Origin of the sequence: Pseudomonas sp. Irchel 3E13, from assembly GCF_900187455.1 — a bacterium.
Taxonomy (GTDB): domain Bacteria; phylum Pseudomonadota; class Gammaproteobacteria; order Pseudomonadales; family Pseudomonadaceae; genus Aquipseudomonas.
The window spans coordinates 115,759-139,502 of the sequence record NZ_FYDX01000015.1 but is presented as its reverse complement, the minus strand read 5'-3'; the positions used below and the strand labels follow the sequence as shown (position 1 = coordinate 139,502).

At 64.9% G+C, this 23,744-nt stretch carries 17 protein-coding genes; 9 read left to right on the top strand and 8 right to left on the bottom strand.

The window, feature by feature from the left end; all coding sequences use genetic code 11:
• Positions 1-68 precede the first annotated feature (68 nt).
• A complete protein-coding gene (locus CKW37_RS24585; protein WP_095158820.1) occupies positions 69-5,693 on the top strand; it encodes an NEL-type E3 ubiquitin ligase domain-containing protein in 5,625 nt (1,874 codons plus the stop codon).
• A 53-nt stretch (positions 5,694-5,746) separates the two neighbouring features.
• On the opposite strand, the gene CKW37_RS24580 is transcribed toward CKW37_RS24585, so the two are convergent.
• The 4 genes from CKW37_RS24580 to CKW37_RS24565 all read right to left on the bottom strand — a co-directional run bounded on the left by CKW37_RS24580 (position 5,747) and on the right by CKW37_RS24565 (position 9,028).
• Positions 5,747-6,082 (bottom strand): YafY family protein, encoded by a 336-nt coding sequence (locus CKW37_RS24580; RefSeq protein ID WP_256587849.1) that lies wholly within the window; start codon positions 6,080-6,082, stop codon positions 5,747-5,749.
• 5 nt (positions 6,083-6,087) lie between these two features.
• Positions 6,088-6,951: a TIGR03915 family putative DNA repair protein gene (locus tag CKW37_RS24575; RefSeq protein ID WP_095158819.1), complete on the bottom strand. Its 864-nt coding sequence runs from the start codon at positions 6,949-6,951 to the stop codon at positions 6,088-6,090.
• A complete protein-coding gene (locus CKW37_RS24570; RefSeq protein WP_095158876.1) occupies positions 6,948-8,168 on the bottom strand; it encodes a putative DNA modification/repair radical SAM protein in 1,221 nt (406 codons plus the stop codon). The genes CKW37_RS24575 and CKW37_RS24570 overlap by 4 nt, the downstream gene beginning before the upstream one ends.
• A gap of 83 nt (positions 8,169-8,251) precedes the next feature.
• Positions 8,252-9,028 carry an IclR family transcriptional regulator gene (locus CKW37_RS24565; RefSeq protein ID WP_095158818.1) on the bottom strand — a complete coding sequence of 259 codons (777 nt, stop codon included), beginning with the start codon at positions 9,026-9,028 and terminating at the stop codon, positions 8,252-8,254.
• 633 nt (positions 9,029-9,661) lie between these two features.
• Between CKW37_RS24565 and CKW37_RS24560 the strand changes: the two genes are divergently transcribed.
• The 6 genes from CKW37_RS24560 (at position 9,662) to CKW37_RS24535 (ending at position 16,866) form a co-directional block, all read left to right on the top strand.
• Entirely contained in the window at positions 9,662-11,032 is a 1,371-nt protein-coding gene (locus tag CKW37_RS24560) for an aminotransferase (protein WP_095158817.1), read from the top strand.
• On the top strand, positions 11,029-12,183 hold the full coding sequence (locus CKW37_RS24555) for an ABC transporter ATP-binding protein (RefSeq protein ID WP_095158816.1): 1,155 nt from the start codon (positions 11,029-11,031) through the stop codon (positions 12,181-12,183). The genes CKW37_RS24560 and CKW37_RS24555 overlap by 4 nt, the downstream gene beginning before the upstream one ends.
• 89 nt (positions 12,184-12,272) lie before the next feature.
• Complete coding sequence (locus tag CKW37_RS24550; RefSeq protein WP_095158815.1) at positions 12,273-13,322, top strand: ABC transporter substrate-binding protein; 1,050 nt, start codon at positions 12,273-12,275, stop codon at positions 13,320-13,322.
• 19 nt (positions 13,323-13,341) lie between these two features.
• Entirely contained in the window at positions 13,342-14,559 is a 1,218-nt protein-coding gene (locus CKW37_RS24545; RefSeq protein WP_095158814.1) for an ABC transporter permease, read from the top strand.
• Entirely contained in the window at positions 14,559-15,356 is a 798-nt protein-coding gene (locus CKW37_RS24540) for an ABC transporter permease (RefSeq protein ID WP_371864338.1), read from the top strand. The genes CKW37_RS24545 and CKW37_RS24540 overlap by 1 nt, the downstream gene beginning before the upstream one ends.
• A gap of 292 nt (positions 15,357-15,648) precedes the next feature.
• The gene (locus CKW37_RS24535; protein ID WP_177454478.1) at positions 15,649-16,866 is read left to right on the top strand and encodes an OprD family porin; all 1,218 of its coding nucleotides are present in this window, start codon (positions 15,649-15,651) and stop codon (positions 16,864-16,866) included.
• Positions 16,867-17,006: 140 nt separating this feature from the next.
• On the opposite strand, the gene CKW37_RS24530 is transcribed toward CKW37_RS24535, so the two are convergent.
• From CKW37_RS24530 to CKW37_RS24515, 4 genes are all read right to left on the bottom strand, one after another.
• The gene (locus tag CKW37_RS24530) at positions 17,007-17,807 is read right to left on the bottom strand and encodes an IclR family transcriptional regulator (RefSeq protein ID WP_095158811.1); all 801 of its coding nucleotides are present in this window, start codon (positions 17,805-17,807) and stop codon (positions 17,007-17,009) included.
• A gap of 74 nt (positions 17,808-17,881) precedes the next feature.
• A complete protein-coding gene (locus tag CKW37_RS24525) occupies positions 17,882-19,222 on the bottom strand; it encodes an MFS transporter (protein WP_095158810.1) in 1,341 nt (446 codons plus the stop codon).
• A 46-nt stretch (positions 19,223-19,268) separates the two neighbouring features.
• Complete coding sequence (locus CKW37_RS24520) at positions 19,269-20,855, bottom strand: GMC family oxidoreductase (protein WP_095158809.1); 1,587 nt, start codon at positions 20,853-20,855, stop codon at positions 19,269-19,271.
• An 86-nt stretch (positions 20,856-20,941) separates the two neighbouring features.
• On the bottom strand, positions 20,942-22,372 hold the full coding sequence (locus CKW37_RS24515) for an NAD-dependent succinate-semialdehyde dehydrogenase (RefSeq protein ID WP_095158808.1): 1,431 nt from the start codon (positions 22,370-22,372) through the stop codon (positions 20,942-20,944).
• A gap of 188 nt (positions 22,373-22,560) precedes the next feature.
• Here CKW37_RS24515 and CKW37_RS24510 point away from each other — a divergent pair, with 188 nt between their 5' ends.
• Together CKW37_RS24510 and CKW37_RS24505 are read left to right on the top strand one after the other, a co-directional pair.
• Positions 22,561-22,953: a cupin domain-containing protein gene (locus CKW37_RS24510; protein ID WP_095158807.1), complete on the top strand. Its 393-nt coding sequence runs from the start codon at positions 22,561-22,563 to the stop codon at positions 22,951-22,953.
• Positions 22,950-23,717: an HpcH/HpaI aldolase/citrate lyase family protein gene (locus tag CKW37_RS24505; protein WP_095158806.1), complete on the top strand. Its 768-nt coding sequence runs from the start codon at positions 22,950-22,952 to the stop codon at positions 23,715-23,717. Before CKW37_RS24510 ends, CKW37_RS24505 begins: the two co-directional genes overlap by 4 nt.
• The last annotated feature ends 27 nt before the right edge of the window (positions 23,718-23,744 follow it).

Here is a 23,744-nt window from a genome sequence, read left to right as displayed (position 1 = left end):
TTGTATTCCTTCTTGCCCGATCGTTGTCGCTAGGCTCGTTTGCCCAGTGACTCATCGAGGCAGCCCCTATGTCGAACCCGATCGACTCCATCACCGCGCCGGGCGAAAGCCCGGTGGCGGGCCCTACGCATTACGACGTGGTCAAAAGCATTGTTCCGCCCTGGCTGGCAAAAGCCCCTCGTGACGTACACCGAGCCGTGCGTGCAGCGGGGCCTGGGGCGGCGTCCTGGTTTGTGAAAGCCATGACCGATCAGCCGCAAATTGCCAGGCTGTTGCAGCAGACCTATGTGGAACATCGCCATGCCGAGGGCGCGCTCACAACCCTGCTGGCGCGGATTCCCGACATTGAGGCGTTCGCCGAACCCTTGCTCAATGCCGCGATCCAGAAACAGTTCGGCCTGCACCTCGATGCGCGCACGACCTGGCTGTTTCACGCCGGCCGCGTGCAGGTCGATGACTCGTTCGTGGCTATCTCCAGGGACCCGCTCGTCGAGAGTTTCAAGGCGATGCGGGGCGCGACCCAGGATCTGCTGCGCGCCGCGCTGCAAAACTTCGAAGCCTGGGAGGCCGAGCCTGGCGGCATGCAGCAGTCCAGGCTGAAATCGAGCCTTTACGCCAAGGACGCCACGACAGAACAGCGCACGTCTGTTGCGATCGAGCCCGAGGCGTTCGCCGCACTCTGTCGCACCCTGGACCTCGGCGGGCAATACCAGAAGTTGATTGATTCGGTACTTGATAACGCCGATGCCGGTAAAAAACACCATGCCTTCGAGCGCTTCGAAACGTCCGCGCTGATGCTTCAGGCGCACACGGCGTACCTGAAAAGTGATATCGGGCAGACGATATACCACCGGTTATTGATGCACGTGTCTCGAATTGAAACCGACGCGATGGGCACCTCGCTGCGCTGCAGTTTTCTGAAGATGTGGAACACCGAACTGACCGGAATCGTGATCGCAGTTGAGTGCGGGCGGCAGTTTCAGCGAGTACTTGGCCAACCGGACTGGGTCCGTGATGTCTGCAAGAAAGCCATCCTCGTCTACATACCGGATGACCCCTTCCACCCGCTCAAGGAGTACGCGTCGTTCAAGCAGTTTCAGGAAGCCCTGCAAGACAAGCTGCTACAGCCGCAGTACCTGAAGTTTTTCGAGCGTTTCGTCCCCGCGCGGCATCGCAATGAAGTGTTCGGCAAGATCCGCTCGGCCTTCTACCCAAAGGTCTGGAACAGTGGCGGGTTCTACGAGGAACGCCAGGACAGCGATGCCCGCCTTGACCTCGGGACCCGGTTGTTTTCTGGCGATCTGGTCACGGGCATCGTCAAACAGAAAATCGCCGTGCTCAGGGACGATGCGCTGTTCCATGCGGTTCCGACCGCGAACGAAGACCAGAAGACCCGCGAAGGACGGCTGCGCTACTTCGTCGAAGTCGGCTTTGATGTGCTCAATGTCGCTGCTTTTGTGCTGCCGGGATTGGGCTGGGTGATGATGGCTGTCACCGCCGCGCAACTGGCTCACGAAGTCTATGAAGGGTTCTACAGCCTGAGCCAGGGTGATCGCGAGCAGGCGTGGAGTTACCTGATGGATGTGGTCGAGAACCTGGCCCAGATTGCCACACTCGGCGCTCTCGCGGGCGCGGCGGCCGGGGCCGGGGTGCCCGCGCTGGAGATGCCCGTGGCAGTCGAGGAAATGCGGGCGGTGCGCCTGGGAGACGGTCGCCACCGGCTGTGGAAACCCGACCTGCACCCCTTCGCCCACGACATCGTCCTGCCCGCGGGGCTCAAACCCAATGCGCTCGGGCTCTATAACCACCTGGGCAAGCAATGGCTACCCCTGGATGGAAGCACCTTCCGCGTCACATCCAACGCGGAGGGATCCGCGCATTTGCTGGAGCACCCGGACCGGAGCAACGCGTATCAGCCGACCTTGCGCAGCAACGGCGCCGGCGCCTGGTTGCATGAGGTGGACCGGCCGCTGGAATGGGAAGGCCTGACCCTGTTTCAGCGATTGGGGCCGTTGGCGGACGGGCTGTCGGAACAGACCGCCCACCGCATTCTCTTCGCCAGTGATACCTACCCGGCGCAATTGCGTCGTGCCCTGGCCGACAGTGAACGGCCACCGGCCCTGCTCATCGATGCACTGGAGCGCGTACGGCTCGAGAAGGAGCTGAGTTCGGTCGGCAGCGATTTGAGTTCCACGGGACGGGCGGCGTTGTTCGCTGCCTGGTATGACGTACTGCAAGCGGGCGTGTCGGGCGAAGCGCGCTTGCTGATGGAAACGTTCACCGGGTTGCCCGCGGCCGTGGCCGAGGAACTGCTGGCACATGCCGAGCCGAGCGAGCTGACGCAATTGAGGAATGAGCACAAGGTCGCGCTGCGACTGGCCGAAGAGGCCCGGGTCTATCAGCAGAAAGTTCGTCTGGCGCGGGCCTACGAAGGGTTGTACCTGGACTCGGCAAACACCGCCGACAGCGACAGGCTGATGCTGCACAGTCTTGAAAACCTGCCGGGATGGTCTCCAGAGGTTCGTCTTGAAGTCCGTTCGGGCGCCTTCGACGGCCCGTTGCTCGACCAGGTGGGCCCATCGGACGCACCGATTTGCCGGGTGCTGCTCAAGGGCGACGAGGGCTATCAGGCCGTCAGCCCCGACGGTATGCCGGCCGAAGCGCCTCCTGATGATCTGTTTGCCGCGGTTCTCGACGCTCTCCCCCTGACGCAACGTGAAGCCCTCGGCCTCGTATCGGCCAGCAAGATGGCTTTCCGTCACCACCTCCAGGCGCAGCCACCGATCCCCCGGCAGCGGGCACGACAGGTGTTGCAGATGCAGCCGGGCCAGCCCGGCGCCCGTTCACCGATGCGCCTTGCCGATGGCCGTCTCGGCTACCCGCTGAGCGGCCGCGGCGCCCTGGCGGGCTATATCAGCGAAGAGACCCTGCTGGACAAGATTCGTCAGCTCGCCTTCCTCGACGCCTTTGCCGAGGACATCCTCCGCGAGCTCTACAGCACCGGCCTTGGCCGGGCAGCCATCAGCGAGCGCCTGGACCAATTGCTCGATGAACAACGGGCGTTGCATCACAGCATGACGCAGTGGTGGCAGAACCTCGCGTCCACCAGCGAGCCGGGCTCGCGAGCCAGGAGCCGGGAGCGCATTGTCGAGGCGTTGTGGACGCATTGGCGAGGCAACAACCTCCCGGAGATCGGGCGAACCCGCCAGCCGTTGTGGCTGGCGTCGATATCGATAGCGGACTTTCCCGATCAATTACCGCAGTTCGTTTACGACCGCGTACAAGGGTTGGTGCTAAGGGACTTTACCGTGGAGGGGCCGAGGCTGATCACCGAGCCGGACGGCCTGCTCAGGTACGAAGAAATGTTGCCGCAGTTCCTGCAGCGCTTCGGCAGGGTTCGGTCCCTGGAAATTCGCCACAGTATCGGCTGGCCAGTGGAGTCCCTGCCCCGGGTCGTGGCGATGAGTTACCCGCACCTCCGGCGCCTGCATCTGAATGACCTGCAACTGAGCCTGAACCAGCATGCGCTGCAGGCGCTGAGTGACTTGCGCGAACTGGAGCACCTGGACCTCAGCGGCAATTTGCTCGTCGATGCGCCGCTCACCTACGTCCCGGGCCTGAGCCCAAATTTCCTGGGCATGAACCTGAACTCCCTGGCGCTGGACCGCGTTGGCATGACGCGCTGGCCACAATGGCTCGACCGCCAGATGCTAAGCCGAATCAGTATGCTGTCACTGGTCGACAACCACCTTGTCGAATTACCCAGGCATATCCTGCAAAACGAAGCCAATGCGTCGCATCAAACCCGCATCTTCCTGCGCGGCAATCTGTTTTCACGCCAGGAGATTCTCAGTGCTCGATTGGGCGAGGGCCGTGGCAGTCGTTTCAGCTTCGACCTGGATATTCCCGAGACGGTCCACGCCGAACTGAACATGCACTTGCACGGGCGCGGGCTGCTGAGCGAGGCCCTGGATATGTGGCGCGAAACCTCAAGCTCCGCGCAGCCGCTGACCGAGCAGCAGATTGCCGCGCGTCAAGGGATAACCGAGACCATCATGGATTTCTGGCGAGAGACCATGCAAAGCAACTACGCGCCCCTGCTGGAACTGAATTCACTCGAGCTCGATGACTTTCCACAACGCTTGCCGGTTTTTTTCTATCAACGTGTACGTCTCATGGAACTGCTGCGCCCAAGAGGCACACCTGAAGCGCTGAATCGCTTTCTTCTGAATTTTCCGCATGTGGAACGGCTCGCCATCAGTGGTTATGAGCAACAGATGACCGAACTGCCTGGCGCACTGCGAACAATGCAGAGCCTGACCAGCCTGGCCTTGACCAACCTCGGTCTACGCGTCGATCAGGCGATGATGGCGATGCTCACCGAGTTGCCCCAGCTCGCATCGCTTGAGCTCGACGGCAATAGACTGGGCACGATCACCAGCGTGTCGGGCTTCACCGGTCGAGAATTCAACCTGCTGAGCCTGAACGCGATGCACATCGAAACCTGGCCGGCATGGCTCGACGCGCTGCTTCCGGGGCGGGTGGATTTCCTCAGTCTGGATAACAACCTGCTCACCGAGCTGCCTGACTACTTGCTGGACAATCATCGCAACCCCTACGCCTTCACCGAAGTCTCGCTGTTCAACAACCCTTTGACCTACGACACCCGGCGCCGCGCCTATACCTCGATCGCAGATAACCGGCCCTTCTTGTTCGAAATGGATTTCCCCGAAGACGTCCGGCAACTCCACGCCGAGTCGCACTCGTCGGACTCGGACGAGTTTGTCGCAAGCCCGGCGCACACCCACAGCACTGGAGTGAGCTCCGAAGAGGAAGAACATTCGGTCAGTTACTGGCTAACCGACAACGTGGACGAAAACGAAATGCGCCGTGCCACATGGCAGCAGCTCGACCACGCCGGTGATGCCACCGATCTGGTGCAGATGATCGGACGTCTACGGCACACCGCCGACTATCGCAGCAACAGCACGCGGTCAGAACTGATCGCACGGGTGTGGCGAGTCCTCGATGCCACGGTTCAGGATGTCGAACTGCGCCTGACCCTCAATGGCATGGCGCAAGAACCCCTGCGCCAACTCAGGAGCTATGACACCTGCCCCGACGGTATCCGCCTGGAGTTCAACCAGATGGAAATCCAGGTCTTTACCCGCCAGTCATTGCTGGAGGTGCCGGAGCACCAGCGCGGCCCGACGCTGTATCGACTGACCCGGCGCCTGTACCGCTTGCAGGAGCTGGACACGATTGCCCGCGAGGAGGCCGGTGCCCGGGATGAAGCAGAGGTGCGCCTGGCCTATCGCTTGCACTGGGCTGAGGAACTTAACCTGCCGCTGCCACCCGGGCGGATGCTTTACCGTGCCGCGGCCAGTGTCCGACAGGCAGAACTGGGCCGGGTCCTGGACAGAGTCCTGGAGGGCGAGAGAGGGCAGCCATTTCTGGCCTACGCCGCGCAGCGGGACTTTTGGGTTGCGTACCTGCGCGAGGTCTATGCCGAGCGCTTCAAAGCGCTCAAGGAAGCGTTCGAGGCGCAGGTGCTGGAGCTGCTCGACTTGTATCCGGACGACGAGGCGCAGCGTTCGAGCGAGCGGATCCAGGTGCTGGAAGCGCAGCTCCAGCAGGATGAGCGCAACCTCATAGAGGAACTGACCAATCGCGAAGGCCTGGCTGGCGATTAAGCCTGTACGCCATGCATCGGGCTCGCGGGCAAGGTCCGGAACGGCCGGCGCGGTCACGCGGGCAGTGTCGCCGAGACCTTGCTCAACAACATCCGCGCCACGCCGGCCATTTCCGGGTCGGCGGAGGTCGCGAGCAGTTCCATGCCGAGGGCCAGGGCGTCCAGTTCGATGCGACTGAGGTGCAGCGGCGGCAGCTCGACATCGGCCGCCAGGGCGTAGCCGACACCGGTGGTGCCGTAGACGGGGACGCCACTCAGGGACAGCTCGTCGATATAGCGGTAGATCGAGCGGACCGACACCCCGAGGTGCTCGGCGAGGCGTTCGGCGGTGATGGGTTGGTGAACACCGATGAGGTTCACCAGTTGAAACAGACGATCGGCCTTGTGCATGGGGATTACCTGCTGCCAGGAGTCGGTTGAGCCACGGCGACCCCGCGGGCAATCCGCTTGCCACCCTGCACCGCCACCTCCTGCGCCTGACCGTCACGCTGCTTGCCCTGCCGCGCCTGGCCCACCAGCCGGGGAATCAGGTCACCTTCCGGCAGGTTGCGCCAGAAGCGTCCGGGCATGTGCTGGCGCAGGGCATCGGGATTGACCCGGGCCGGGTTGAAGGTGTGTCGGTAGTACGTGCGCCACAGTTCGGCGTCGGGGTCTTCGGCATGCTGCGCCCACTGGCGCCAGTCCTCGGGACACTGGCGGCGATAGTCCAGCGTCTCGCCATCGAAGCGGATGCCGTCCCGTGGCGTCGCGATCAGCCAGCGCTGGCGGCCCAGGCGGTCAGCGAAGTGGTCACTGGCGCTTTCGAGGATGTCATGGGCCGGCTCATGCCAGGCCACCAGGTCCAGTTGCAAGTGTTCGGCCAGGGCCTCGGGAAGCGGGACGAAACGCACGAACGCGTGCAGGTGATGGGCTTCGCGGGTGACCTGCTTGATCCGCCGCTGCAGCTCGCTGCCCAGGCGGTCACCGGCCAGCATCGCGGTGCGATCGCCATGGGCCACGCGCCAGAGCACTTCATACAGCAGGCTCCAGCGTTGCTCGCCCTGGTAGCGGGCCGCCAGTTGCAGGTGCGCCAGCAACTCCGCCGGCACCCGCGCCCGAAACGGTCCTGCCCCGGCCGGCAGCGCCTCGGGAGTGGCCAGCAGGTCCTGCATCGGGCCCTGGCTCCAGGTCACCTCGGCCGGATCGATGCCATGGCCGAGCAGGTTGCGCGCCTGCTCGCGCCAGGTGTCGAAGTGGTCGTCGCACTCCAGCGCGATCATCCCCACAGCCCCATTTGCACCGGTGCTTGCGGCTCACGCAGGCGGGTGCGCAGCAGGCCGCTGCGCATCTCCGCCAGCGCCGGGCGGTAGTCGCTGGTGACGATGAAGGGCCGGGCCTTGTCGAGCACGCAGCGCAACTGGATCAGGTCGTCATAGCGCACCCGTCGCTCGCGCCGCAGGGCCACCAGCCGCTGCACGCTGCGCAGGCCGATGCCGGGGATGCGCGCCAGCAAGGCCGGCTCGGCGCGATTGATGTCCACCGGGAACACCTCGCGGTTGGACAGCGCCCAGGCCAGCTTGGGGTCGATGTCCAGGGCCAGGTTGCTCGACTCGCTGAGCAGTTCGCCGGCTTTGTAGCCGTAGCCGCGCATGAGGAAATCGGCCTGGTACAGCCGGTGCTCGCGCAACAGCGGTGGCGCGGCCAGCGGCACGCTGTCGGGGCTGTCGGGGATCGGGCTGAACGCCGAGTAATAGACGCGCCTGAGGCCATAGCCCTGGTACAGCGACTCGGCGTTGCACAGGATGGTGCGGTCGTCCGAGGCGTCGGCGCCGACGATCATCTGCGTGCTCTGCCCCGCCGGGGTGAAGCGTGGCGCCCTCGCCTCGCCGGCCACGGCTTGCTGGCCTCGATGAATGGTGCCCATGGCCTGGCGGATGGTGCTGACCTGCTTTTCCGGGGCCAAACGCTTGAGGCTGGCGTCGCTGGGCAATTCGATATTGACGCTGAGGCGGTCGGCCAGGCGCCCGGCTTCCTCGATCAACAGCGGGTCGGCGTCGGGGATGGTCTTGAGGTGGATGTAGCCGCGGAACTGGTGCTCCTCCCGCAGCAGCCGCGCCACCCGCACCAGTTGCTCCATGGTGTAGTCCGCCGAGCGGATGATGCCGGAGCTGAGGAACAGCCCGCTGACGCAGTTGCGCCGGTAGAAATCCAGGGTCAGGCGCACCACTTCCTCGGGCGTGAAACGCGCCCGCGGCACATTGCTGGAACGGCGGTTGATGCAGTACTGGCAGTCGTAGAGACAGAAGTTGGTGAGCAGCACCTTGAGCAGCGAAACGCAGCGCCCGTCGGGGGTGTAGCTGTGGCAGATGCCCATGCCGTTGGTGGCGCCGAGCCCGTCACGGCCCTTCGAACTGCGCTTGGGCGCGCCGCTGCTGGCGCAGGAGGCGTCGTACTTGGCGGCGTCGGCGAGGATGCCGAGCTTGGCGATGAGTTGCATGGGCCGGCTCTCGAAATACTGAATATCCATACAGTATTTCGAGCGTCGCGCTTATGCAAGCACCCGTCGTCGCGCGGCGGAAATCAGAACTCGCCCTTGAAGCCCATGTTCCAGGACGTGCGCAGCGCGGCTTTCTTCAGGGCGCGAACCTGTTCCGGATCGATCTCGCGGTGGATGTCCTGCACCGTCGCCACCAGCGCGAGGGTGCCGATCAACTCACCATTGATGCCCATGATCGGCGCGGCGATGGCCGAGATGCCCTGGGTTTCTTCCTCGATCGCCGCCGCCCAGCCCTGGTTGCGGGCCTGTTCCACCTGTTGCGTCAGGGTCGGCAGGTCGGTGATGGTGAACGGCGTGACCGCCGCTAATTGCCCGGCAAGCTGCTCGACCTTCAATTGCCGGGCAAACGCCAGCGCGACCTTGCCCTGGGCGTTGCAATGCAACTGCAACTCGGTGCCGTGGCGCACGCCAATTTCCAGCGTCGACTTGCCCAACTGGGTTTCCACCACCATCAGGCGCCGCCCCTGCAGCACCGACAGCACCACCGACAGCCCGAGCTCATCGCGCAGGTCGCGGATGGCGTCGGCCGAGGCGCTGAGCACATCGACCCCGCTCGCCGCCACCCGGCCCAGCACATAGGCCTGGATGCCCAATCGATACCGCGAACTCTGCGGGTTCTGGCTCAGGTAGCCACGCTCGACCAGGGTTTTCAGGTGACGGAACACCGAGCCCTTGGTGGTCCCCAATTGCACCGCCAGCTCGCTGACGCCGATTTCACCATCGGCTCCCGCCACCCGTTCGAGCACGTCGAGGGCCAATTGCACCGACCTGACGCCACCTTGTTTCGCTTCTTCGCTCATCGAAGATCCTTGCTGCCTGGTTCAAGTGCCAGAGAGTAGCTGCTCGCGGTAAGGAGATAAAGCCTCTGTTCGCACAGGCGAAACGCCTTTATGAAAAGGCTTGGTTCTTGCAGGTTTGGGTTTTGTAGTTTCTTGCGCTTACAGATTTGCTCGGCAAGGGTAGCGAGTTGGGGATTGGGGAATGGCGAACAAGTGCTAGCCGGCGGTTTTCAAGCGCTCTTGAAATCGAGCGCCGCCCGCGCGGCGCATCGCGAGCAAGCTCGCTCCTACATCGGTTGCAACGCGCATATGTCTGCCAGGCCATAGTTGCCCGCCTTGCCTGTAGGACGCAGTATCAAGTCAATCCCAACCGCTTTCACGCGATGGATCATCAAACGCCCAAAGGCTGGCAACCCGAATCCCACAGGCCATGGCACGTTGCAACCGATGTAGGAGCGAGCTTGCTCGCGATGCGCCGTGCGGACGGCGCTCGATCTTGAGCACACTGCAACTCTCAAGACATACAAGCCGAATACAAATAGAGAAACAACGTTCCTCTGTGCGAAACACAAAACATTTGACGCAATCAAAAAATGCTCGTAGAAATGGAACCACGTAACGCATACGCATACAGCTCAACAAGAGGATGACGTCATGACTGCTCGCGGTTCGGCTCTGGCCCAACGAGATATCGCCCACCATCTCCACCCCCAGACCAACCTTCGCCTGCACGAACAGGTGGGCCCGCTGGTGATGGAACGTGGCGAGGGGATTTATGTGTTCGATGAACACGGCCAGCGTTTCATCGAGGGGATGTCTGGCCTGTGGTGCGCAACGCTGGGCTTCAGCCAGCCGCGCCTGGCGCAGGCGGGTTACGAGCAGTTGCTCAAACTGCCTTATCAACAGACCTTCGCCCACCGCAGCCACGGCCCGGCCGCCGATCTGGCGCAAGCGCTGGCCGAACGCGCACCCGCCGGCCTGAACAAGGTGGTGTTCCAGAGCTCCGGCTCCGAAGCCGTCGATACCGCGATCAAGTTCGTGCGCTACTACCACACGGCGATCGGCAAACCCGGCAAGACCCGCCTGATCGCCCGTCAGCGCAGCTACCACGGCACCACCCTCGCCGCCGCCAGCCTGACCGGCCTGCCAAACATGCACACCGGCTGGGGCGAGCCGCTGGCCGACGTGATCCATGTCCGTTGCCCACACCTGTATCGCCAGGGCCTGCCCGGCGAAAGCGAAGAAGCCTTCGCCACGCGCCTGGCCGAGGAACTGGAACAGAGCATTCTCGACGCCGGCCCGGACACCATCGGCGCCTTCTTCGCCGAGCCGGTGATGGGCACCGGCGGCGTCATCCTGCCGCCCGCGGGTTACTTCGCCAAAGTCCAGACGGTGCTGCGCAAGTACGACATCCTGATGGTCGCCGACGAAGTGATCTGCGGCTTCGGTCGCACCGGCCATTACTGGGGTTGCCAGGCCATGGGCATCGAGCCGGACATGCTGACCTGCGCCAAGGGGCTGTCGGCCGCGTTCCAACCGATTTCCGCGCTGCTGATCAGCGACCGCGTCTATCAGGTGATCGCCGACCAGAGCCAGGCCCTCGGCGGCCTCGGCCACGGCTACACCTACGGCGGTCACCCGGTGGCGGCGGCGGTGGCGCTGGAAACCCTGCGTTTATATGACGAGTTGGATATCGTCGCCCACGTTCGCGAAGTCGCCCCGGCGTTCCAGGCCGGCATCCAGGCGCTGGCCAGTCACCCGCTGGTGGGCGAGGCTCGCGGCATCGGCCTGATGGCGGCGCTGGAGTTCGTCGCCGACAAGGACACCCGCCAGCCTTTCGCGCCGACGCTGAAAATCGCCCAGCAGGTGAGCAACGTCCTGCAGCGCAACGGCATTCTTCTGCGGGCATTGGGCGACACCCTGGTCATGGCACCGCCGCTGATCGTCGATGCCGACCAGATCCAGACTATTCTCAAAGCGCTGTCCCAGGCGCTGGACGAAGTGCTGGCAGGTATTCGTCCATGAATCTCCAGACCCTTCGTCCATTGCCCAAGGCCGATATGCCCCCGCCACCCACCGTTGAATCCGATACCGCCAACGCACCGGTGCTGGTGCGCTTCGAACAGGTGCACAAGACCTACGACGAGCGTTCCTGGGTGGTCGACGACCTGCACCTGGACATCCGCCAGGGCGAGTTCCTGTCCCTGCTCGGCCCCAGTGGTTCGGGCAAGACCACCACGCTGATGATGCTCGCCGGTTTCGACGCCCCGGACCGCGGGCGCATCCTCATGGACGGCAACGACATCAGCAAGCTGCCGGCCTACAAGCGCGACATGGGCGTGGTGTTCCAGAGCTACGCGCTGTTCCCGCACATGAGCGTGGCGCAGAACGTCGCCTTCCCGCTGAACCTGCGCAAGGTGTCCGCCGCCGAATCCCGTAGCAGGGTCCAGGAAGCCCTGGCCCTGGCGCGCCTCGAAGGGTTCGAGGACCGCCGCCCCGGCCAGTTGTCCGGCGGCCAGCAACAGCGCGTGGCGCTGGCCCGCGCGCTGGTTTATCGGCCGCGAATCCTGCTGATGGACGAACCCTTGGGCGCGCTCGACAAAGCCCTGCGCGAGCACATGCAACTGGAGCTCAAGGCCATCCATAAACAGTTGGGTATCACCTTCGTCTACGTCACCCACGACCAGGACGAAGCGATGACCCTGTCCGACCGGGTGGCGGTGTTCAACGAAGGCAAGATCGCCCAGATCGACCGCCCCGAGACACTCTACAGCCGCCCGGCGACCCGCTTCGTCGCCAACTTCCTGGGCGAGACCAACCTACTCGAAGGCACGCTGGTGTCCCGTTCCGGCAGTCAGGCCCAGATACGCCTCGAAGAAAGCGGCACCCTGCACGAGGCCCATTGCAGCGACGAGCACCTGGCCGTCGGTGACGGCGCCGCGCTGGCCATCCGCCCGGAAAACCTGCGTCTGGCGGCGCCGGGAGAGCCGGCGATCAGCGCGTTCGTGATCGACAGCATCTTCCACGGCGCGCACTGCAAGTTGCGCCTGCGCATGGACCGTGGCACGGAGTTGGCGATGACCTACAACCCCGGCAGCCTCGGGCGCGCCGCGCCGCTGCCCGGCGAGAAGGTCGCACTGGCCCTGCCCTCGTCTCAGGCGATGATCCTGCGTTAACGCCAAATCATAAAAACAAGCGCATCGAGACGATGAGTTTCTCTTTCACTGCCAACGAACAATCATTCCAAAAGGCTGGGAGTCACATCATGAACACACCCCGTACCGTCCGCGGCTTTACCCTTGCACTGTGCGGGCTGGCGCTGCTCGCCGGCACTGCGCAAGCCCGTGACCTGACCGTCGCCTCCTGGGGCGGCGCCTATCAGGATGTACAACGCAAAATCTTCTTCCAGCCCTACAGCCAGGCCAGCGGCAGCAAGGTGGTGGAAGACAGTTGGGAAGGCGGCATCGGCCTGCTGCGCACCCGCGCCGAGGGCGCCGACAGCGGCTGGGACCTGGTGCAGGTCGAGGCCGAAGACCTGCAACTGGGCTGCGGCGAAGGGCTGTTCGTCGCGCTGGACTACGCGCGTATCGGCGGCAAGGACAACTACATTCCCAGCGCGGTGAGCGAGTGCGGGGTCGGCAACGCGGTCTACAACTTCGTCCTCGGCTACGACACCAGCAAGGTTTCCCGCGCCCCCAGCGGCTGGGCCGATTTCTTCGACACCAAGACCTTCCCCGGCAAGCGCGCCCTGCGCCAGGGCCCCAAGGGCAACCTGGAAATCGCCCTGATGGCCGACGGCGTCGCCCCCGCCGACGTCTACAAAACTCTCAATACGCCGGGCGGCGTGGAGCGCGCCTTCAAGAAACTCGACAGCCTCAAGGGCCAGTTGCTGTTCTGGAAAGCCGGCGGCCAGCCCATGCAGTTGCTGGCCTCGGGCGAAGTCGCCATGACCACCTCGTACAACGGCCGGGTGACCAACGCCATCCGCCAGGACCACAAACCGTTCGGGCTGGTCTGGAACCAGTCGCTGCAGACCATGGATAGCTGGGTCATCCTGGCCAACTCGCCCAATGTCGACCAGGCCTACGCACTGCTCGACGTGATGGGTAAAGGCGAGCACCAGAAAGCCTGGCCGGCGCTGCAGCCCACCGGTATCACCTCGGTCCGGGGCATCGCCGACACCGACCCCGCCGCCATGGTCGACTCGCCCAGCGCACCGCAGAACAGCGCCAATGTGCTGGTGCTCAATGACGGGTTCTGGGTGGACCGCATCGACGAACTGAACGCCAAGTGGACCGCCTGGTCCGCCCGCTGATCCCGATCGAGGATTCGACATGAGTGCAATCGCCCTCGACACCGCCCCGCCCGTGGTCGCGCGCAAGGACCGCGCCGCCCTGTGGCGGGCCTACGGTCTACTGGCGCCGCTGGTGGTGTTTCTGCTGCTGACGTTCGTCGGCCCCATCGGCACGCTGCTGTGGCGTGCCGTCGCCGACAACGAACTGCCCCAGGCCCTGCCGGCCACGGCGCAGGCCGTCGCCGACTGGGATGGCACCTCGGCGCCGGACGAGCACCTGTTCAAACCGCTGGTCGACGACCTGCGCGCGGTGAGCCCGCGCGACCTCGCGGCGGCGGCCCGGCGCCTGGCGTACGAGGCACCCGCCTTGCGCGCCCTGCTGATGACCGCCAAGCGCGAAGCCGGGCGACTGGACGGCAGCGCCGCGTCGCTCCAGGCCCTGGACCCGCGCTGGCTGGAAAACAGCACCTGGCAGACCTTCAAGCGCGCCGCCGGGCCGGCCGGCACCTACCACCTGCTGTCGGCAATGGACGTCAAGTACGACTACCGCGAAGGCGTGGTGGCCAAGGACGAAGCGGGCCTGTACCGCTCGATCCTCGGCCGCACCTTTGGTATCGCCGCGTTGACCACGCTGTTCTGCGTGCTGCTGGCGTTTCCGCTGTGCGCCTTCCTCGACCGGCGCATGCCGCGCACCCGCAACGTGTTGCTGCTGATGATCCTGCTGCCGTTCTGGACCTCGATCCTGGTGCGCACCACCGCCTGGATGGTGCTGCTGCAGGACGAGGGCATCGTCAACGCGCTGCTGCTGCGCCTCGGCCTGATCGACAGCCCGGTGCACCTGCTCTACAACCGCTTCGGAGTAATCCTGGCGCTGGTCCATGTGATGTTGCCGTTCATGGTGTTCCCGTTGCTGGCGGCCATGGCCGGCTGCAACCGGCTGCTGGTCCAGGCCGCCTATTCGATGGGCGCGCGGCCGTTGCGGGTGTTCTTCCAGGTCTACCTGCCGCAAGTGTTGCCGGGGTTGGCGGCGGGGGCGCTGATGGTGTTCATCGTCACCCTCGGCTTCTACATCACGCCCGCGTTGCTGGGCGGCCCGGCCGACCAGATGATCAGCTTCTACATCGCCCAGTTCACCACCGGCACCCTTAACTGGGGCCTGGCCTCGGCTCTGGGCCTGGTGCTGCTGGTAGCGACCACCCTGCTCTACCTGATCCAGGCCTGGCTGGCCCGCCGCGGCAGCGAAGGAGTGAACCGATGATTCGCAATCCCAATAGCGGGCCGCTGGCCTGGTTCGGCAACCTTGGTCTGTCACTGGGCGGCTGGCTGGTGCTGGCGTTCCTGCTGCTGCCGATCCTGGTGGTGCTGCCGCTGTCGTTCAGCGACAGCCGCTACATGTCGCTGCCCCTCGGGCAGTTCACCCTGCACTGGTACGAGGAATTCTTCGCCTCGCCGCAATGGCTCGGCGCGCTGTTCAACAGCTTCGCCATCGCCCTGACCAGCACCGTGCTCGCGGTGGTCCTCGGCGGGCTGGCGGCGCTCGGGCTACGCCACCCGGCGATGCCCGGCAAACGGCTGATCGAAGTGCTGCTGATCGCGCCGATGATCGTGCCCGCGGTCATCGTCGGGGTGGGCATGTACTTCGTGTTCTCCAGCGCCGGCATCACCCGCACCTTCGCCGGGCTGGTGCTGGCCCATACCACCCTGGCGGTGCCGTTCGTAGTGGTCAACGTTGGTTCGGCGCTGGGCGGCCTCAACCAGCGCCTGCTGTGGGCGGCGGCGAGCATGGGCGCGACGCCGTGGATGACCCTGCGCAAAGTGACCTTGCCGCTGATCTCGCCGGGGCTGATTTCCGGTGGGCTGTTCGCCTTCGCCACGTCCCTCGACGAGGTGGTGGTCACCCTGTTCCTCGCCGGCCCCGACCAGCGCACCCTGCCGCGGGAGATGTTCACCACGGCGCGGGAAGCGCTGAGCCCGGTGCTGCTGTCGGCGGCGACGATCATGGTGGTGTTCGCCTCATTGCTGTTGCTGCTGTCCCGCTCCTTCACCCGCCGCTGATCGCCACAACCACAGCTTCGACCACGGCCCCGGCCACATGACCCGCACTGCGGGCCCTGTGGCCGGGGCCTTCGCGTGCCTGCGATTCATGACGCGAAGAAAAGCCGAAACCATCGCCCAAGCGGCTTGACAGCACGCTGGCAGGATCAATAGCATCAGCCATCCAGAGAAACAGTGTTTCTATCAAAAGAACAAATAGGCGTTTCTCCGGATACCCATGGTCACGCCCTGGAAGCCACGTCCTCTTCCCGCAACAGGGCTGTGACTCGCGCACCTGCATGGAAAAACAATAATGAAAATCAAAAACCTGCTTGCACTGGCTTGTGCTGTTCCCCTGACCGCCCAGGCCGACACCGGCGGCTTTGTCGAAGACGCGCATCTCTCAATAAAAGCCCGCAACTTTTATATGAACCGCAACTTCCTCGATGACCGCACGGCGCAGAACTACTCCGAAGAATGGGCACAGGGTTTCATCGCCACGTTCGAGTCGGGTTTTACCCAGGGCACGGTCGGCTTCGGCGTCGATGCCATCGGCCTGCTCGGCATCAAGCTGGACACCGGCAACGGTCGCAAAGGCGGCGGCACCTTGCTGCTGGAAGAAGACAGCGACGGCGCCAAGGACAGCTATTCGAAAGGCGGCGCGGCGCTCAAGGCCAGGCTGTCGAAAACCGAGCTGAAGTTCGGCGAACAGTTGGTCAACCTGCCGGTGCTGGCCACCACCGACAACCGCCTGCTGCCCGAGACCACCCAAGGCTGGTTGCTGACCAGCAAGGAGCTGGACGGCCTGACCATGCATGCCGGCCATTTCACCGCCATGCGCAGCCGCGACCAGAGCGAGCACGACAGCGGCCGGCTGTCGTCGCTGGACCTGATCGGCGCGGACTACCAGCTCAACCGCAACCTCAACCTGCGGGCCTACCACTCGGATGTCGATGACTACTGGCGCAAGTACTACGTCGGCGCCACCGCCGTAATGCCGCTGTCCGACGGCTACGCCTTCAAGCTCGACTTCAACGGCTACGACACCCGCAGCCAGGGCCAGGCCCGCGCCGGCGAACTGGACAACCGCATCTGGAGCCTCGCGGCCTCGCTGACGGCCGGCCCGCACGGCTTCCTGATCGCCCACCAGCGGGTCAGCGGCCAGGGCAACTACACCTATGGCGTGGACGGCAACAGCACCGTGTTCCTGGCCAACTCGGTGCAGTATTCGGACTTCAACTACGAGAACGAACGTTCGTGGCAGGCGCGGTATGACTTCAACTTCGCCGCGCTGGGCGTGCCCGGCCTGACCTTCATGACCCGCTACCTGCGCGGCACCGATTTCCACACCGCCCAGACCGACAACGGCCGGGCGTGGGAGCGGGACATCGATGTGAAATACGTGGTGCAGTCGGGCAGCGCGAAGGACTTGTCATTCCGCGTGCGGCAAGCGAGCTTCAGAAGCCCGGACCGCGGCGTGAATTTCAATGAGGTGCGGTTGATTACCGAGTATCCGTTGAACCTGTTCTGATCCCCCGGCAACAGCCCCGAAAACACCTGTAGGAGCGAGCTTGCTCGCGATGGGCCCGATAGCCGTCCCCGCCAAACCGGGGCCGCTGGCGCGACCCATCGCGAGCAAGCTCGCTCCTACAGTGGGCCCCGCCCCTCCTTCTACAACCGCTGATACGTCCCCGCATGCAAGCGCTCGCTGATCTCCGCCGCCGCCGATTGCAGCTCGCGCAGCATGGCCGCGGGCGGCGGTGACGGGATCGCCGCGCTCGGGCCAACAATGCCGATAGTCCCCACGATCTGATCGTTTTCCCTGAACAGCGGACAGCACAACGCATTGATACCCAGGGTCACTTCGCCGTCCGCATCGTCGTACAAACGCTGGCGGATCAGCTCCAGGCGCTGTGCCAGTTGCTCGGGGTCGTGCAGGGTGTTGGGGGTCAGTTGCGGCATCTTGCGGCGCATCACACGTTGCTGGCTGGCGGCATCGGCGAAGGCCAGCACCGTGCGGCCCTGGGCCGAGCAGTACGGCAGCACGCGGTTGCCCGGCTTGACCGAGATGCACACGTTGGCCTTGGATTCGACGCAGGACACCACCAGCGCGGTGTCATGGGTGGCGACCGCGAGCAAGGCCGTCTGGCCTGTGGCGTCGCGAATACGGGTGAGATAGGGATCGGCGATGGCGCGCAGGTCGAACTGTTCGCCGGCGGCTTCGCCGTAGGCCACCAGCCGTGCGCCGAGCATGTATTTCTCGGTGGCCGGGTCCTGTTCGAGGATGCCCAACTGGCGCATCGACGCCAGGTGGCGGTAGGTGCGCGGCTTGGCAGTCTGCAGTTGCTGGGCCAGCTCCGTCACCCCCAGCGGGCGACGGGCGGCGGTGAGTTCATCGAGGAGACGAAAGACCATCTCCACCGATTCCAGCAGCGCCGGGCCGCTGCTGGGCTTTTCGTCTTCCTGATCCAAGCGATCACCTCATGTCGAGCTGTTGAAAGCTCCGATTGTATCGCTCGACGAAACACTTGTATTGCTCCACGACATCAGGCGTTGGCAGTTTTCGCCATGATCTGCGGCTGCCGCGCGCTCGGCGGCTTGACCGAGAACATCGCCCAGGCACCCAGCACGGTCATCACCGCCAGCACATACAGGCCATATTCCAGGTGTCCGCTGCTCTGCTTGATCCAGCCCATCATGAACGGGCTGGCGTAACCGCCGAGGTTGCCCACGGTGGCGATCAGGGCGATACCCGCGGCGGCGGCCGTGCCGGTCAGCAATACGCCGGGCAATGCCCAGAGCACGCAGAACCCGGCGAGCCCGCCGGACATCGCCAGGCTCAGGCCGGCCAGCGACAACACCGGTTGATCATGAAAGAACGCCGCCATTGCCAAGCCCAGCGCAGACGCCAGGTTGCACAGGGTGCCGTGCCAGCGCCGTTCGCGGGTGCGGTCCGAATGGCGGCTGACCACCAACATGCACACCGACGCCACGGCGAACGGAATCGCCGCCACCAGACCGGTCTGCGCCAGGCTTTTCACCCCCAGCCCCTGGACGATCTGCGGCAACCAGAACGACACGCCGTAGGTCCCGCACAGCAAGGCGAAGTTCACATAGATCAGCAACCACAGGTCCTTGTTGACGAAAGCCGCGCGGAAGTTGTGCCCGGCCCCGGCCTGCTCCTGCGCCTCGCGTTGCGCCGCGAGCTGCTTGACCACTCGCGCGTTCTGCTCCGGCGTCAGCCAGTGCACCTTGCCCGGACGGTCATCCAGGTAGAAGAACACCACGACGCCGAGGATCACCGCCGGCATGCCCTCGATCAGGAACAGCCATTGCCAGCCGGCCATGCCATGGACGCCGGCGAAGGTCTGCATGATCCAGCCCGACAGCGGGCTGCCGATCACCCCGGCCATGGCGATGCCGAGGTTGAACCAGGCCATGCCCTGGGAACGGGCATAGGACGGGAACCAGTACGTCATGTACAAGACCACGCCGGGGTAGAACCCGGCCTCGGCCATGCCCAGCAAAAAGCGCAACACGTAGAACTGGTTGGGCGTGGTGACGAACAGCATCGACACCGAAAGAATGCCCCACACCACCATGATCCGGGCGATCCAGAAACGCGCCCCGACCCGCTGCAGCATCATGTTGCTGGGGATCTCGCACAGGCAGTAGCCGATGAAGAACACCCCGGCGCCGAAGCCGAAAGCCATGTCGCTGAGGCCGATGTCCGCCGCCATCTGCAACTTGGCGAAGCCGACGTTGACCCGGTCGAGAAACGCCACGATGTAAAGCACGAACAGGAACGGCAGCAGACGCCAGGCGATGCGGTTGTAGAGGGTGCTGTCCTGCTCGTTGTCGAAGGTACTACGGGCTATGAGATTCATCGCTGCACTCTTGTAATTGTTGTATTGGCGAAGATTCGGCGACCGGTCAGCCGGCGGCGAGGATGAAGTCCGCGCAGCGTTCACCGATCATGATGCTTGGCGCATTGGTATTGCCACTGACAATCGTCGGCATGATCGACGCGTCGGCCACCCGCAGGCCCTCCACACCGTGCACCTTCAGGTCCGGGCCGACCACGGCGCCGGCGTCCTGGCCCATGCGGCAGGTGCCGGCCGGGTGGAACACGGTCTTGGCCACGGTGCGCACATAGTCCTCGAACACCGAGTCCGGCACATCGTCGTGGTCGGGCAGCAGCAGCATTTTTTCGACCACGCTGGCCAGTGCCGGCGAACGCAGGATGCGCCGCGCCACTTTCACCCCGGCGACCATGGTGCGCATGTCCTCGGGGTCACTCAGATAATTGGCATTGATCGCTACCTCCTGCATCGGGTCGGCACTCTTCAGGCGCAGCCGGCCGCGAGAGCGCGGGCGCAAGGCGCACGGGTTGATGGAAATGCCGTGACCGCTGGGCGGCAGCCGGTCCATGTCGCCCACCAGCGCCGGCACCACATGGAACTGCACGTCCGGGCGGCCGCAGCCGGTGGCGTCGACGAAGGCGCCGCTCTCCACCACGTTGGAACTGAGCAGGCCGCGCCGCGTCGCCAGGTATTTGAGGCCATGGCCGATGGCCCGCAGGCCGCGGTCATGGCCCAACAGGCTGGCCGGCTGGCGGGTCTGGGCGTAGACCGAGGCGCTGAGGTGGTCCTGGAAGTTCTCGCCGACGCCCGGCGCATCGACGCGGGTGCGGATGCCCAGCGACTGCAGGTGCTCGCCCGGACCAATCCCCGACAGCATCAGCAGTTTTGGCGAAGCGATGGCCCCGGCGCTGACGATCACTTCGGCGCGGGCCTTGAACTCCAGCGCGTCGCCCTGTTGCCCCTTGGCCCGCACACCCACCACGCGCGGCCCTTCGAACAGCAGTTCGGTGACATGGGTGTTGCTCAGCACCTTGAGCCGCGGGTCATGGCGCAGCGGGCGCAAGTACGACACCGCGGAACTGGCGCGGCGGCCCTCGGCGGTGGTGGTCTGGTAGAAGCCGGCGCCCTCTTGTTTCGCGCCGTTGAAATCGTCGGTGGCCGGCACGCCCGCCTCCACCGCCGCCTGCACGAAGGCCTCGCTCAGGGCATGGCGATGGCGCGGATCGCTGACTTTCAGCGGGCCGTCCTGGCCGTGCAGCTGGCCGCCCAACCGGGCGTTGGCCTCGCAGCGGCGAAACACCGGCAGCACATCCGCCCAACCCCAGCCGGGGCAGCCGTTGGCCTGCCACTCGTCGTAGTCCTCGGCCTGGCCACGGATGTAGATCATCGCGTTGACCGAGCTGCCGCCGCCGAGGGTGCGGCCCTGGGGAATGTAGACACGGCGCTGGTTGACGAAAGGCTCGGGTTCGGTGCGGTACATCCAGGTGCGCTGAGTGCCATGCACGCGAATGAAAGTGCCGGGGATATGAATGTAGGGATGGTTGTCGGCGGGACCGGCTTCCAGCAGCAGCACCTGCTTGCCGGCCGCCGCCAGCCGCGCGCTGAGGGCGCAGCCGGCGGAGCCTGCTCCGATGACGATGTAGTCGAATGTCTGCATTGTTCTTGTTCTCGACGCAGGGATCCCGTCGGAGCTGGCTTGCCAGCTCCCACAGGTCCCGCTAATTCAATGAATGAGGTGACCGGTCAGCCGATCTGGCTGACGAATTTGGTGGTGAAGTAGGCGTCTAGCCCTTCGCTGCCACCTTCGCTGCCGTAGCCGCTGTCCTTCACCCCGCCGAACGGCGTTTCCGGCGCCGCCAGGCCGAAGTGGTTGATCGACACCATGCCCGACTCCAGTTCGTCGGCCAGCAACGTGGCGCGCTGGATCGAACGGGTGAAGGCAAAGGCCGCCAGGCCGAACGGCAAGCTGTTGGCTTTCTCGATCACCTCGTCGAGGCTGTCGAAACGCACGATCGAGGCGATCGGGCCGAAGGGTTCTTCGCTCATCACCCGAGCGCTTTCCGGAACATCGGTGAGCACCGTGGCCGGATAGAAGAAGCCGCCGCCCTCGACACCCGCGCCGCCCAGCGCCAGTTGCGCGCCGACCGCCAGCGCGTCGTCCACGTATTCCTGCACCGCCGCCACCCGACGCGGGTTGGCCAACGGGCCGAGCTGGCTGGCCGGGTCCTGGCCGTCGCCCATCTTCAGTCCGGCGCTGACGCGGCAGAAGGCTTCGACAAACTGCTCATACACCGCCGACTGCACATAGAAGCGGGTCGGCGAAGCGCAGATCTGCCCGCCATTGCGGAATTTCAAGCCGGCGCCCAAGGCCGCTACGGCCTCGACATCGACGTCGTCACAAACAATAAAGGGTGCGTGCCCGCCCAGCTCCAGGGTGCAGCGCTTGAGGTACTGGCCGGCCAGCCCACCGAGGGCGCGCCCCACCGGCACGGAGCCGGTGAACGACACCTTGCGGATCACCTCGGAGCGGATCAGGTAATCGGACACTTCCGCTGGCACGCCGAACACCAGGTTCAACACCCCGGCCGGTACGCCGGCATCCTGGAAGGCGCGGCACAACTCAATACACGAGGACGGCGTTTCTTCCGGGCCCTTGGCGATGATCGAACAGCCCGCCGCCAGCGCGCCGGCGATCTTGCGCACCAACTGGCTGACCGGGAAGTTCCACGGACTGAACGCCGCCACCGGGCCGATCGGCTCGCGCAGCACGGTTTGCCGCACACCGCGGGCGCGCGGCGGAATCACCCGGCCATAAGCGCGGCGCCCTTCTTCGGCGTACCAGTCGATATGGTCGCCGGCACCGAAGGCTTCCATTTTCGCTTCCGCCAGCGGCTTGCCCTGCTCCAGGGTAATCAGCGCGGCGATCTCGTCCGAGCGCTCGCGTACCAGGTCCGCCGCCTTGCGCAGGACTTTCGAGCGCTCGTAGGCCGAGGTCTTGCGCCACACCTGAAAGCCCCGCTGGGCGGCGGCCAGGGCGCGGTCCAGATCGGCGGTCGAGGCCAGGCCGAGACGGGCGATCAGCTCGCCAGTGGCGGGGTTGTAGACATCCGCCTGGCGTTCGTGGGTGCCAGCCGACCACTGGCCGTCAATCAGAAGAGACTCGATTACTCGCATCTGTGGATTCCTTGAGGCTAATATTTCTTACAACGAAATGTTGTTCTTTTGAACGACACAATCCTAGGGCCGTTCAAAAGCCGCTGTCAAGGTTGAAAAAGGGGCTTGACCGCCTCGATACGGCAGGCGTAGTTTTATCTCACAGCGAAACACTGTTCCTCTATAGAAAACAAAAAGGAGATTCGCCGATGAGCCTCGCCCAGGCACTGCTGCATAACTGGAATGACCTGCCACGGGAAGTCGTGCGCAAGGGAGTGGAACGGGTGGCCTTTCGTGGCGACGACACCCTGTGCGTCATGAACTGGCTGAGCCCGGGCATGGATGTCTTCCCCCACAGCCACACCTTCGAACAATTGGTGATCATCGTTCAGGGCCGCGTGCGTTTTCACCTCGGCGACGAGGTGGTCGAAGGCGGCCCCGGCAGCATGATCCGCATCCCGCCGCACGTGGTGCATTACGCCGAACCGCTCGGCACTGAAGTGGTAATGAACCTGGATGTGTTCTCGCCGATCCGTGACGACTACCGCCACCTGATCGAATACCAGGCCGGCGAGTTTGCCGACGCAGCGGTATCGGCATGAGCGCCGCCACCTTCGCCACCCGGCTGCGCGCCGGCGAGCCGCTGCTCAGTAGTTTCATCAAGACCCCCAGCCATGCCGTGGTGGAAATTGCCGGGGATGCCGGCCTGGATGCGGTGGTGCTCGATGCCGAGCACGCGCCCTTCGACCAGGGCAGCCTCGACCTGGGCCTGCTGGCCTGCCGCGCCGCGTCCGTCAGCGGTCTGGTGCGGGTGGCCGATGCGCGCCCGGCCACCCTGCTGCAAGCCCTCGACCTCGGTACCGACGGGCTGGTGCTGCCGCACATCATCGACGCCGGCCAGGCCCGGCAAATACTGCAAGGCACCCGCTATCGCGACGGCACTCGTGGTTTTTCCAATTCGCCGCGGGCCGGCGGCTACGGCCGCGCCACCCTCGCCGAGCACCTCGCCGCCGAGGACGGCCGCCACGCGATCGTCGCCCAGATCGAAGACCGCGAAGCGCTGGACAACCTCGCCGCCATCGCCAGCGTCGAGCAGATCGACTGCCTGCTGGTGGGGCGCGCCGACCTCGCCGTGTCACTCGGCGCCGAGCGCCTCGACGATCCGCGGGTCGAGGCCGCCGTCAACCGTGTGCTCGACGCCGCCGCCCGCGCCGGCAAGGCCAGCGGCATCTTCGTCGCCAGCCTCGAAGACCTCGACCGCTTCGCCGCCCGCGGCGTGAGCTTTTTCATCCTCAGCTCGGACCAGGCGCTGCTGCGCGCCGGCTGGAGCCAGCACGCCCGCCATTTTCGCGACTCGGCCCGCTGAGTCGCTACCCAACAAGAAAAAGAGGTA

Bases quoted from the DNA above. Each gene is read 5' to 3' on its own strand.
- CKW37_RS24585 (WP_095158820.1), top strand. From the start codon at position 69: ATGTCGAACCCGATCGACTCCATCACCGCGCCGGGCGAAAGCCCGGTG.
- CKW37_RS24580 (WP_256587849.1), bottom strand. From the start codon at position 6,082: ATGCACAAGGCCGATCGTCTGTTTCAACTGGTGAACCTCATCGGTGTT.
- CKW37_RS24575 (WP_095158819.1), bottom strand. From the start codon at position 6,951: ATGATCGCGCTGGAGTGCGACGACCACTTCGACACCTGGCGCGAGCAG.
- CKW37_RS24570 (WP_095158876.1), bottom strand. From the start codon at position 8,168: ATGCAACTCATCGCCAAGCTCGGCATCCTCGCCGACGCCGCCAAGTAC.
- CKW37_RS24565 (WP_095158818.1), bottom strand. From the start codon at position 9,028: ATGAGCGAAGAAGCGAAACAAGGTGGCGTCAGGTCGGTGCAATTGGCC.
- CKW37_RS24560 (WP_095158817.1), top strand. From the start codon at position 9,662: ATGACTGCTCGCGGTTCGGCTCTGGCCCAACGAGATATCGCCCACCAT.
- CKW37_RS24555 (WP_095158816.1), top strand. From the start codon at position 11,029: ATGAATCTCCAGACCCTTCGTCCATTGCCCAAGGCCGATATGCCCCCG.
- CKW37_RS24550 (WP_095158815.1), top strand. From the start codon at position 12,273: ATGAACACACCCCGTACCGTCCGCGGCTTTACCCTTGCACTGTGCGGG.
- CKW37_RS24545 (WP_095158814.1), top strand. From the start codon at position 13,342: ATGAGTGCAATCGCCCTCGACACCGCCCCGCCCGTGGTCGCGCGCAAG.
- CKW37_RS24535 (WP_177454478.1), top strand. From the start codon at position 15,649: ATGAAAATCAAAAACCTGCTTGCACTGGCTTGTGCTGTTCCCCTGACC.
- CKW37_RS24525 (WP_095158810.1), bottom strand. From the start codon at position 19,222: ATGAATCTCATAGCCCGTAGTACCTTCGACAACGAGCAGGACAGCACC.
- CKW37_RS24520 (WP_095158809.1), bottom strand. From the start codon at position 20,855: ATGCAGACATTCGACTACATCGTCATCGGAGCAGGCTCCGCCGGCTGC.
- CKW37_RS24515 (WP_095158808.1), bottom strand. From the start codon at position 22,372: ATGCGAGTAATCGAGTCTCTTCTGATTGACGGCCAGTGGTCGGCTGGC.
- CKW37_RS24510 (WP_095158807.1), top strand. From the start codon at position 22,561: ATGAGCCTCGCCCAGGCACTGCTGCATAACTGGAATGACCTGCCACGG.
- CKW37_RS24505 (WP_095158806.1), top strand. From the start codon at position 22,950: ATGAGCGCCGCCACCTTCGCCACCCGGCTGCGCGCCGGCGAGCCGCTG.